This is a genomic window from Stenotrophomonas indicatrix (assembly GCA_041545745.1).
GTDB lineage: Bacteria > Pseudomonadota > Gammaproteobacteria > Xanthomonadales > Xanthomonadaceae > Stenotrophomonas > Stenotrophomonas indicatrix_A.
In genome coordinates this window covers 571,387-582,938 of the sequence record CP168152.1, presented here as the reverse complement: position 1 = coordinate 582,938, position 11,552 = coordinate 571,387, and the positions used below count along the sequence as shown (strand labels likewise).

At 62.4% G+C, this 11,552-nt stretch carries 8 protein-coding genes; all 8 read right to left on the bottom strand.

What is annotated here, in order from left to right; translation table 11 throughout:
* Window positions 1-117 precede the first annotated feature (117 nt).
* Window positions 118-1,389 carry a glycosyltransferase gene (locus tag ACEF39_RS02620; RefSeq protein ID WP_500286870.1) on the bottom strand — a complete coding sequence of 424 codons (1,272 nt, stop codon included), beginning with the start codon at window positions 1,387-1,389 and terminating at the stop codon, window positions 118-120.
* Between the two features lie 2 nt (window positions 1,390-1,391).
* Window positions 1,392-4,880: a polysaccharide pyruvyl transferase family protein gene (locus ACEF39_RS02615; protein ID WP_500286869.1), complete on the bottom strand. Its 3,489-nt coding sequence runs from the start codon at window positions 4,878-4,880 to the stop codon at window positions 1,392-1,394.
* Window positions 4,880-6,172, bottom strand: a complete 1,293-nt coding sequence (locus ACEF39_RS02610) for an ABC transporter ATP-binding protein (RefSeq protein ID WP_500286868.1) — start codon at window positions 6,170-6,172, stop codon at window positions 4,880-4,882. The genes ACEF39_RS02615 and ACEF39_RS02610 overlap by 1 nt, the downstream gene beginning before the upstream one ends.
* Complete coding sequence (locus tag ACEF39_RS02605) at window positions 6,172-7,485, bottom strand: glycosyltransferase (RefSeq protein ID WP_500286867.1); 1,314 nt, start codon at window positions 7,483-7,485, stop codon at window positions 6,172-6,174. The genes ACEF39_RS02610 and ACEF39_RS02605 overlap by 1 nt, the downstream gene beginning before the upstream one ends.
* Complete coding sequence (locus tag ACEF39_RS02600; protein ID WP_428703994.1) at window positions 7,403-8,008, bottom strand: acyltransferase; 606 nt, start codon at window positions 8,006-8,008, stop codon at window positions 7,403-7,405. Before ACEF39_RS02600 ends, ACEF39_RS02605 begins: the two co-directional genes overlap by 83 nt.
* A 15-nt stretch (window positions 8,009-8,023) precedes the next feature.
* Entirely contained in the window at window positions 8,024-8,731 is a 708-nt protein-coding gene (locus tag ACEF39_RS02595; RefSeq protein WP_500286866.1) for an ABC transporter permease, read from the bottom strand.
* Between the two features lie 103 nt (window positions 8,732-8,834).
* On the bottom strand, window positions 8,835-10,007 hold the full coding sequence (locus tag ACEF39_RS02590; RefSeq protein WP_500286865.1) for a cystathionine gamma-synthase: 1,173 nt from the start codon (window positions 10,005-10,007) through the stop codon (window positions 8,835-8,837).
* Between the two features lie 124 nt (window positions 10,008-10,131).
* On the bottom strand, window positions 10,132-11,502 hold the full coding sequence (locus ACEF39_RS02585; protein ID WP_500286864.1) for a pyridoxal-phosphate dependent enzyme: 1,371 nt from the start codon (window positions 11,500-11,502) through the stop codon (window positions 10,132-10,134).
* Between the last annotated feature and the right edge of the window lie 50 nt (window positions 11,503-11,552).

Sequence of the window (11,552 nt, the reverse complement as noted above, 5' to 3'; positions counted from 1 at the left end):
GTACACGCGGATACCTGATCGACCTGGCGACGCTGCCTGCAGCCGCAGTTGGACACTGCAGCCTGTGGTGGCTGCGGGTGAGACTGTTTTCCCAGCCACCGGATCACCCCGACCCGCTCACGCATCCAGCATTTGCCGTAGGCGCTCGCGGAACCGCCCGGCGTCGTAACGTTGGCGAAGATAAGCTGCTGCCCCTGACGCTGCCGCCACCCAGGCAGCGTCATCCTCTACCAGTTGTTGGATAGCGGAAACGATCACCTGCGGATCATCGCTGACGGGTAGGAAGGCTCCCAGGCCATCCAGTCCCTGGGCACCAGCGGTCGACATCACGCAGGGAACTCCCTTGCCTATCGCTTCGAGAACTTTGCCCTTGACCCCCCCACCGAAACGCAGCGGTGCGATCACTACACGGGCGTGGCCATAGCACGCATCCAGGGCTGCATCGTCAACGCGTCCCAGAATGCGGACCTGCGTCGTGGGCGACGGCGGCACGTAAGCCTCCATTCCGGAACCCACGATGGTCAGCGTGCGTTGTCCCGCGTGCAGCTTCAGCTTGGGCTGCACCTCCCTCAGGAACCAATCCAGGCCATCCACGTTCGGCGCGTGTGCGTAGCTGCCAACAAACAGAAGTCCCTGCCGACCACTGGGCGCCGCAACGCAGACGTCACCATCCAGAGTCCACAGCGGGAACATTTCAGCATTACCGGCCAGTGCGTGCGCACGACGGAATGCATTTACCTCGTCCGCCTCCTCCTGCGAGGGATAAAGCACCACATCAACGTACTGCCACAAGCGTCGCTCGACCCTGCTCATCACCCACCGCTGCCAGAGCAGGCCCCGGCTCGAGATGGCGCCGATGCGCCGCATCGCCTGCAGGCGGCGGAAATGAATGTCATGACCGTAGTAGATGCAGGGGCCAGACAGGCTGCGGCGTATGACCGGCAGATACATGGCGGCGATCAAGGGTCGACTCAATACAGTGCCAGCCAGGTTCCAGGCACGACCGGGACCACGCAACCATTCTTCCAGCGGCCCCGTTTCGCTGCGGCAGGAGGCATGGATACCGGCACGGTGCAGCGTCGCTCTTCCCGCAGCAGATGGCGTGGTCGATGCTGCCCAGAACACAAGCTCGAATCCGGCCTCACCCACGAGCTTGGCGAACGACAGAATCGCTCGCGAACCTGCATCACGGTCGATCTCGGGAAAGTCATGGTCCACCAGCAGAACAGCGCGACGCCCGCCCTGTACAGAGGGCGCACGCTGTTCGGTCGCTGCTTCGGGTGATCGACTGCGATCGAACCAGCGGCTATAGAACTGTGGAACAACCGCCAGCAGTGCTTCCAGCACATGGTGCCTGACCCTGGAAAGCGGTGCCAACCAGCGACGCATGCTCAATGCCAGGACTTGAGGTCCACGAAGAACTCCGGATACCCCTTCCACTTGTCGCGGAAGTAGGCTGCGTTGCGGTTGAACAGCCGCTTGTAGCGCTCGCTGCCCTCGCTGGCGCCGGTGGTCTGGTGCGGCTGGTGACGGACACCGGCCAGGTCACGGAACGCCACCGAGTAACCAGCCTTCTTCACCTGGAAGCAGATGTCCGTGTCTTCGAAGCACGTAGGGTCGTAGAACACATCGAAGCCTTCCAGACGCTCGAACAGGTCGCGGGCAATGAACATGCAACTGGTTCCCAGGAAACCCACGTCATCGCGGTATCCCTTGATGCGGGCCTCGTTGTTCATGCCGCGATTGGGAAGGTAGTCGGAGATGGGCCCACCGAGGTCATCACGCGTGGCGTCGAACCAGCCTGCGTTCCAGCCGATGGTGCCGACACCGGGGTTGGCCGCCAGGATGTTCACGGCTTCACTGAAGCAGGAAGGAGAGGTCAACCACTGGTCGGAGTCGAAGAACGCAATGTAATTGCCGGTGGAATGCTTGACGCCCAGGTTGCGGCCCGAGGAGCACCCATTCTCACTGTTGCGGACAAGCTTCACCTTGGCATGCCCTGCATACAGCGATTCAACCAGTTCGGCGCCACCATCGCTGGACTGATTATCGACAACCACGATTTCCTGCAGCCATTCCCCGGCATGCTCCAGCAACGTGCTGACGCAGCGTTCAATGATGCGGCGGTTGTTGTGGATCAGCACGACCACGCTTACCGACACCGGATACTCCGGCTGCATCAATTGCTCGACATGGCCCAGCCAGGCGTGACGGGCGATGAATGCGTAGTCCTCCGACGCAGTGGCGCCGGCCAGCTGTGCGGAAAGCTGCGCGGCATCCACCCGATGCAGGTTAGGCGACGGTGCGAATGACGGCAGCGCATCGACAAACACCGGCTTCTCCAGCAGCAGCGCTGCCATCGACAGGTCGGCAAGGCGCGTGCTGTCCCCGGCTCCGCCGACGATGACGACCGCATGCGCGCCGGCGATCAGCGGAGCCATCTGCTGCGGCTGCCACGACCAATCGAGGGCATGTACCTGACGCGTGTCGCGGCCACCCACGTTCATTCCGGTGACATGGAAGACAAGATCGGGAGATGCCTCCAGCGCGGCATCGAGCCAGGCGTCGCCGTCTCCGCCGAGGACGACGAACAGGACATGTTGTCGCCCGTCCTCATATGCCTGCGGCAGCCCATGACTGCGGTAGGAGTCGAAGATTTCATTGTCTCCGGCCGCGCCCAGGAAACGCGACGGCACGCCATCGACCTTCTGCTCCGGGGTTCCGGTGACAACGCGATCGGTGAGGACGCGTAGTTCCGCGGAGAGAGAATCCGTACCGAGTGCAGCAAGGTCGACGATCACTTCGGCACCGCGTTCACGTGCCGAACGGGCCAGGCCCAGCGCCTGCGGCGATCCATCAGCAAGCAGAACGCGGGTGTCCTCGGCACGCACTTCCTGCAGCCAGGTGTGCGCATCAACAGCGAGACGCGCCGGCAGGCCGCTGCCATCGTCAGGCCAGGCACTTCCATCCGCTGAGGTGATGCGCACGAAGAAGCCCGCACGATCGCCCGCCTTCGCGAACTGCATCGCCCGGTTGGGCCAACCGTCGGTGGTCAACGTGCCGGCGATCACCAGCAGGCGTTCGCGGCGAACAGGTCGCACCATCGACGGTGGCGGCTCCGCCATCTGTTGCATGGCAGCGGTCTGAGGGACACCCAACGTCTTCATGCGCCGGGGGATCTGCTGCAGGGCAACCTTCAGACCATGGCGACGCCAAACCGAGGCCAGTTTGAAAGGAGCTGCCAGCACGCGCACCAGGTCGCGTCGAAGCAACTGCAGGAACCTGCGCAGGCGACGCCACAGGTTCAGCGCATCTGCGGTTTCCTGACGGCTGCGCGCCAGCTCGGCCTGCATCTGCTCGATCTGCTGCTGCAGGATCGCGATGTAGACCTCCTTGTCATCAATGTAGGCCTGCTTGCCTGCCAACTGCTGCTGGATCTGCTGCAGTATCTGCGCACTCTCCTCCTTGATCTGCTGCAGTGCCTTCGCACTCTCCTGCAGCTGGCCTTGAGCCGCATCCAAGCGGACCATGTCTTCATTCATCTTCGTTTGCTTCTCGACAAATTGCTGCGTCAGGTTTGTGTTTTGAGTCGCCTGTTCGGCAAGCTGATGGTCCCGGAACAGAAGCAGTTCGTGTGCGCGTTGGCTCTGCTCCCGGGTCTGTCCAAGCTCGACCAGTGCCTGTTGCAGCCACAATGACAACCAGTCCGTAGAGGTTGCGTCGAAGCGGAGGGGCGCCGGCGGCAAGGACGTACAACTGTCAAGCAGCCGCAGATGCGCGCTGGCCGACGCTTCCAGGCTATCTACCACCTGCGGGTCCGGCCGCCACTCCTCGGCAACCAGCGATTGGATCGCCTGCACGAAGCGCTCCGGGCCATCGTCGGTCGAGAGTCTCAGAATCGCTGGCATTTCGGCCATGGCATGGGCATGCGACAACTTGTCGTCGTACTCAAGGCCCGCAGTAGGCTTGCCCGCCAGCAGGGCCAGGATACTGGCATGCAGGCGCATGGACAGCACCGCGTCAGCGCTGGTGATTGTCTGCCAGGTCGCTTCCGTTGTTGCCGGTGCGATCAGTTCATCATTGCTGCGTCCCGGTAGCTGTTGACGCAGCGATTCGATTAAGGGCAGGTCGGATGTGGCGCCACTGCCTTCGGTATGGGCCTGGAACGCCACCCATTGGATGCGCCATCCTGCAGGAACTGCGGTGCGCAACGCCTCCACCAGGGACGTTTTCCACTGCCCCTTGTCCCATTCACGGACCACTACCGCCAGTACCTTGTTCTGCGGCTGGCCTGCGCCTTGCGCGGCCTGTTGCGCCGGCAATGGGTGATAGCGGCGGAACAACCACCCCGGATCGGCGGCAACGAGGATATCCCGATCCACGCCGATCTGTCGCAGCAGTGCCTTGGACGAGTCATCCCGCACGGATACGGCGGCCGCATGCTGGAACAACTCGCGCACCAGGGTGCGTGCGCCCTCTGAACTCAGCGGCCCGACCCCCTGCCCCCATACGATCGTCGGCACTCCCAGTTGCCGCGCGAGCAGCATCGGCCGCGCATAGCCGGAAATGTCATTGGCATAGGGGAGGTACACTGCATCGAGGTTGAAAGGATGATGATCCTGGAAGATGCCTCCCCCGCCCATCACCAGCACGTCGCAATGCATCAGTGCACGGGCGATGTCCCCGACATTGGCAAACTGCACGGCATCCACACCATGCATGCGGCGGGTCAACGAGGGATCGATGCTGGCAACCACCGGCTCGCCGCCCAGCTCGCGGATGCGGCGGACCAGCAGGTCCAGCAGCACCTCGTCGCCTACGTTGGGTGCCCCATAGAAACCCACGACCAGGGCCCTGAATACTGGCTTGGAGTGCGTCATCATGCAGTTCTCACAGGAGCGGTGAAACGGGGGGAGGGTGCAAGCCAGCCATGCCCGGAATGGGGCTGAGGCAACACATCCACATGGCCCGCGTAGGGCACGCGTGAATGACGGTGATACTCGCCCGTGTCGAGGTCACCGACACCCAGCGCCAGCACATAGCGGTTGCCGGTGACATTCAACGTCAACTGCCAATCGAAAACATAATCGCCCGGTTCCGTCGGCAGCGGCGAAAGGCTCATGTTCTGGGTGGTGCCAGCCCACAGGGCAATATCATCCACGCTCTTCAACTGAATTCCATAGCAGGGCTGCTCGATACGCCGGCGTACATGGATGGCGACCTTCACCAGTACTTGTTCGCCATGGCTGAACGTCGTCCTCGGCTGCCCCTGCAGGTCAAGAATCTCCACGCCGGTGATTTCGCTTGCCGGCAATGCCGCTGCGTCTGCAGGCAGACCATCGTCCTGCAAGCTGGCAAGGCCCTCGTCCGCATAGATCACGGCTCCGCCCTCCTCGTCCACCAGGTCGTCGGCATACTTTTTGACAACCTCGCGGCACGGTCCATCAAGCACGACCTTACCGCGGCGCAGGTAGATGCCCCGGTCGCAGTATTCCAGCAGGGTATTGGTGGAATGGGTAACCAGGATGATGCTGACACCTTCGGACTGCATCCTGCGAATGCGGGTGAGGCACTTGGTCTGGAAGGCGGTATCGCCCACTGCCAATGCTTCATCCACGACCAGGATATCGGGCGACACGTGGATTGCCACGGCGAACGCGAGCCGTACGAACATGCCCGAGGAGTAGGTTTTGACAGGCTGGTCGATGAACTCACCGATATCGGCGAACTTCTCTATCTCAGGCATGAGGCGGGTCATGTCCGCCGAGCCCAGGCCGATGATGGCGCCTGCCAGGTACACGTTGTCGCGCCCGCTGAATTCCGGGTTGAAACCAGCGCCCAGTTCCAGCAGCGCCGATATCCGTCCATTGACGGCTACGCTGCCGGTACTGGCCTGCAGCGTGCCGACCAGGATCTGCAGCAGAGTTGACTTGCCGCTGCCATTGCGGCCGATGATTCCAACAGTTTCGCCCGGCGCGATGTCGAAGTTGACATCGTCCAACGCATGGAACACGCGCACCGGCTGCGGCTGCATGCCCACCAGGCGCCGGAGCCGGTTTGCTGCCGGCTGCAACAGACGCTGCGCCGGACGGTCGAAAATGCGGAAGACCTTGCCGACACCACGCACCGAAACCACCGGCGCAACCGCCAACGGCATATCTGCTGCCTGCATCACATCACCCCCGCATGCCGATAGGCGGCCCGCTTGGCGTCCAGGCTTGCCTGCTGTGAATACTCGCGCGCCATGAGATCCTGCCCGGCCGCCGACAGAGCCGCCAGTCGCGTTCGATCCTGCGCGCATTCCAGCAATGTACGGGCAAACCCTTCGGCATCATCACGCACCAGGATGTCCACGCCGTCGGTGGCGCCGATGCCCTCGCACCCCTTGCTGGTGCTGAGTACGGGAATGCCTGCAGACATCGCCTCGATGATCTTGACCCGGATTCCGCCACCAGACAACAGTGGCACCATCAGCAGATGCGCCTTGTCCAGCAGCGATTGCAGGTCGTCGACAAAGCCATGCACGAGAACATTGCGGCCATCATGCAGCGCCTGCAGCGCCACTGGAGGATTGCCGCCGCAGAAGTGCAGAACAATCTTACGCTCCTGCAACTGGTCTGCCACCAGTGGATGGATCTTCTCGGCAAACCACGTCACCGCCTCCGCATTCGGGTACCAACCAAAGCCTCCCATCCACAATACGTGGAAGGTATCGTCCGGCTTGTCTTCAAAACGCGTGGTGCCCAACGGAAAGTGCAACGGCATGAGGTAGCGTGGGACCTTGTCGGTAACCCGCGACATGTCATGGCGAGAGATGAAGGTCATCGCCGAGAACCCGAAGGCATTGTCGATCTCGACAGCCTTGGCGGCTTGCCGGCTTCGGCTGGCAACCCATTCCATGAAACGCAGCTTCCATCCGGTCAGGCCTGCCGGCATCCAGAACGGAAAAATGTCAGCTTCGATGTTGTGGCTCAGCAGGATGCCCGGCACCTGTGGCAGGAACCGACGGAAGAACGCCAGATGGGTCGAGTTGACCTCGATCGCATCGATGCCCTGCTCGCGGACAATGCGACGTGCAGCCGCAACGGCGCTGCGGCTGTAGTAGCTGGCATCGATGAAAGGCAGACCCTGCAATGCCTGCCGCGCCATCGACAGGGCACGCTGCACCTTGGGCAATTCGAACGGCATCTTCGGACGAGGCTCGAGGTGGACCGAGCGGAACACTTTGTCGTAGAGCGCGCGATGCTGCTCGACCTTGCGCCGGTCCGCCTCGCTGCCCACGTAGCAGAACAGGTGGTAGTCGATCTCTTCAGCGAACGGCAGTACGGCGTTCACCGCATAGATGTCGCCTCCTGTCACCGCTGGCAGCGAAGGCGCCAGCATGAACACGAGGACTTGTTTCTTAACCTGCGGTTTCATCGAAGATGTCCGAATCAAAATACGGTGAAAACCTGGTGAGGTACTGGATATCCCGGTTGCGTTCACCGATTTTGCGGGCGGGTACGCCACCCACGACCTCGTACGGTGCCACGTCACGCGCGACGACCGCGCCAGCGGCGACTACGGCACCTTCGCCGATGGTCACGCCCGGCAACAGTGTGGCGCGGGCACCGATCCAGGCATGGTCCTGGATGGTGACCACACCGCCAATCGCGGGAAAGGTCGGTGCGTTGTGGTCATGGTGCAGGCTGAGGATGCAGGTCTGGAAGGAAACATTGACGTTGTTTCCAATAACCACACCTACCCGGCCATCCAGATACACCTCCCGGTTGATCACGCAGTTGTCACCGATGCTGACGTGCGCGCGCACCGGATAGCCGGTGATGAACCAGCGCATGCTTACATGCGTGTCCTTGCCGATTGCCACCTTGAGCACACGGGTCAAATAGAACCGCCGTACACATTCAATCGGGAAGCGAGCGACGACATTGTTGCCGAGGTAGTACTTCAGGCCCATCAGCACATAGAAGAAACGCTGGCGAAGAAGCCATTGCTTCAGGCGACTCATCGTGCAAGCTCCTTCTCAAAGGACATCGGCGAATCCACACTTGGTGCGACGGAACCAGACCATTCCCAGCAGGCACACCACCGAAGCGACAGCGCACTGGCCCGCCAACTGCCACCAGTCCGGCAGCTGGCCGAACACCGCGACGGCACGCGCCTGCTCGATGATGGTCGTAAGCGGATTGGCGAGGAAAAGCGGACGGATGTACTCGGGAATCTTGGTAACCGGGAAGAACACAGGCGAAATGAACAGCAGAATCTGCGAAAACACACCGACCACCTGGTTGACGTCCCTCAGGTACACGCCGACCGACGCCAGCATCCAGCTGATGCCCAGCGCATACAGCACCAGCGGGACCATCACTACCAGAATCAGCGGGAAGGTGGCGGGAACGCCGTTTCCAACGAACACCAGAGCAAGCGCCAGGACGCTGAGGCTGATGAACCAATGAAACAGCGCCGATGAACAGGAAACGATTGGCAGAATGCCGATCGGGAACACGACTTTCTTGACGTAGTTGACGTTTCCGGTGATCAAACCCGGCGCACGGTTGATGCATTCGGCGATGAATCCGTGGAGGATCAGGCCGACGAACAACAGGATCGCGAAATCCGACTGGCGCTGCGGCTGATCTCCCCAGCGCACTTTCAGGATCACCGAGAAGAACAGCGTGTAGACGCTGAGCATCAACAACGGATTGACGAAAGACCAGAACAGGCCGAGCACCGAGCCCTTGTAGCGGCCGCTGACTTCACGCCGGGTAAGCTGGAAAATGAGCCCAGCCAGGTTCGAGGCACTCATGTGTCAGACACCATGGACAATCCGACGGTCACTGAAGCGCCCTCTCCAGATCCACCTGCAGATCCCCCAGATCCTCAACACCCACGCTCAGCCTGACCAGTGCATCACTGATACCCAGCTGTTCACGTCGTGCCACCGGAATCGACGCATGGGTCATCACCGCCGGGTGGTTCACCAGGCTTTCCACCCCGCCCAGCGACTCGGCCAGGGTGAACAGCTCGGTCTTCTCGCAGAAGCGCTTGGCCGCCTCGAAACCTCCCTTCAGCACGATCGAGACAATGCCGCCGTAACCGGTCATCTGCTTGCCCGCCAGCGCGTGCTGCGGGTGCGAAGGCAGGCCCGGGTAAATCACCTTTTCCACGGCCGGGTGCGTTTCCAGCCACTTGGCCAGGGCCATCGCGTTGGCGCAGTGCGCCTTCATGCGCAGCGGCAGGGTCTTCAGGCCGCGCAGCGCCAGGAAGCTGTCGAACGGGCCCTGCACGCCACCCACCGAGTTCTGCAGGAAGGCCATCTGCTCGGCCAGCGGGGCGTCATCGCCTACGACGACCATGCCACCCACCATGTCCGAATGGCCGTTCAGGTACTTGGTAGCCGAATGCAGCACAAGATCGGCCCCCAGAAGCAGCGGACGCTGCAGCATCGGCGAGGCGAAGGTGTTGTCGACCACCACGATCAGGCCATGGCGCTTGGCGATGGCGGCGACCGCGGCGATGTCCACGATCTTCAGCATCGGGTTGGTGGGGGTCTCGATCCACACCATCTTGGTCTTCGGGGTGATCGCCGCCTCGAAGGCAGCCAGATCAGTCAGGTCGACAAAGCTGAAGTCCAGCCCGGCGGTGCGGCGGCGCACACGCTCGAACAGGCGGAAGCTGCCGCCATAGATGTCGTCCATCGCCACCACGTGGCTGCCGGCATCCAGCAGCTCGATCACCGTCGAGCTGGCGGCCATGCCCGACGCAAAGGCGAAGCCGCGGGTGCCGCCTTCCAGCGAGGCCACACAACGCTCGTAGGCGAAGCGGGTCGGATTGTGCGTGCGCGAGTACTCGAAGCCCTGGTGCTCGCCCGGGCTGGACTGCGCATAGGTCGAGGTGGCGTAGATCGGCGGCATCACCGCGCCGGTGCTCGGGTCGGGCGACTGGCCGCCATGGATGGCCAGGGTGGCCAGCGCCAGCGCGCGGTCCGGGAAAGAAGCGTTGGACATGTCGTTTCCTGATTGGCGCCGATGACCGGCGCCGTCGAAGGAGCGGGAGTCTATCAGCGTGGCCTTAACGAGCTTTGACGCGGATAAACCGGGGATTCAGCAGCGAATTGCGGCGATAAACGCCTTACTGAACACGCCGACGCAGGTAATTCAGCAGATCGATGCGGGTGATCAGGCCGAGGAAGGCGTCACCATCCATCACGATAGCCACCTGGCCACGGTCGAATACCGGCAGCAGCGCCTCGATGGGCGACTTCACATCCAGCCGGTCCAGCTTGCTGACCATGGCGGTGGCCACCGGGTCGCGGAAGCGTGCTTCATCGCCATAGACATGCAGCAGCACGTCGCTTTCGTCGACGATGCCGACCAGCTGGTCGCCATCCATCACCGGCAGCTGCGACACGTCATACAGCTTCATGCGCTGGTAGGCGGTGGTCAGCAGGTCGTTCGGGCCGATCACCACGGTGTCGCGCTGGCCGTACGGGCGCAGGATCAGGTCGCGCAGGTCGCCGTGCTGCGGGCGCTCAAGGAAACCGTTGTCCAGCATCCAGTAGTCGTTGTACATCTTCGACAGGTACTTGTTGCCGGTATCGCAGACCAGCACCAGCACCTTCTTCGGCGTGGTCTGCGCCTTGCAGTACTTCAGCGCCGCCGCCAGCAGGGTGCCGGTGGAGGATCCGCCGAGGATGCCTTCCTTGCCCAGCAGCTCACGCGCGGTATGGAAGCTCTCCGCGTCGGTAATGGCGTAGGCCTTCTTCACACGGCTGAAATCGGAGATCGACGGCAGGAAGTCCTCGCCGATGCCTTCCACCAGCCAGCTGCCCGACTTGTCGTTCAGCACGCCGTCGTTGATGTATTCGGCCAGGATCGAGCCGACCGGGTCGGCCAGCACCAGCTCGGTCTTCGGCGACAGCGTGGCGAAGGCACGCGACAGGCCGGTCATGGTGCCGGAGCTGCCGCAGCCGAACACGATGGCATCCAGATCGCCATCCATCTGCTCGAGGATCTCCGGGCCGGTGCCGAATTCATGCGCGGCCGGGTTGTCCGGGTTGCCGAACTGATTGACGAAGTAGGCGCCCGGGGTCTGCTCGGCGATGGTCTTGGCCAGGTCCTGGTAGTACTCGGGGTGGCCCTTGGCCACGTCCGAGCGGGTCAAGCGCACTTCGGCACCCATCGCCTTCAGGTTGAAGATCTTCTCCCGGCTCATCTTGTCCGGGACCACCAGGATCAACTTGTAGCCCTTCTGCTGGGCCACCAGCGCCAGGCCCAGGCCGGTGTTGCCGGCGGTGCCTTCAACCAGGGTGGCGCCGGGCTTCAGGTCGCCGCGCTTCTCTGCCGCTTCGATCATCGACAGACCGATGCGATCCTTGATCGATCCGCCCGGGTTGGCGCTTTCGAGCTTCAGGTAGAGCTCGCAGACGCCAGCATCCAGGCGCTGGGCCTTGACGATCGGGGTCTGGCCGATGAGTTCGAGGACGGAAGAATGGATGGGCATTCGGGGGACTTCGGTTCGCGCCACACAGGGCCGGACCGGTGATTATCCGA

What these genes read in the sequence shown, in the direction of transcription:
- ACEF39_RS02620 (WP_500286870.1), bottom strand. Translation starts at nt 1,389, where the DNA reads ATGCGTCGCTGGTTGGCACCGCTTTCCAGGGTCAGGCACCATGTGCTG.
- ACEF39_RS02615 (WP_500286869.1), bottom strand. Translation starts at nt 4,880, where the DNA reads ATGACGCACTCCAAGCCAGTATTCAGGGCCCTGGTCGTGGGTTTCTAT.
- ACEF39_RS02610 (WP_500286868.1), bottom strand. Translation starts at nt 6,172, where the DNA reads ATGCAGGCAGCAGATATGCCGTTGGCGGTTGCGCCGGTGGTTTCGGTG.
- ACEF39_RS02600 (WP_428703994.1), bottom strand. Translation starts at nt 8,008, where the DNA reads ATGAGTCGCCTGAAGCAATGGCTTCTTCGCCAGCGTTTCTTCTATGTG.
- ACEF39_RS02590 (WP_500286865.1), bottom strand. Translation starts at nt 10,007, where the DNA reads ATGTCCAACGCTTCTTTCCCGGACCGCGCGCTGGCGCTGGCCACCCTG.
- ACEF39_RS02585 (WP_500286864.1), bottom strand. Translation starts at nt 11,502, where the DNA reads ATGCCCATCCATTCTTCCGTCCTCGAACTCATCGGCCAGACCCCGATC.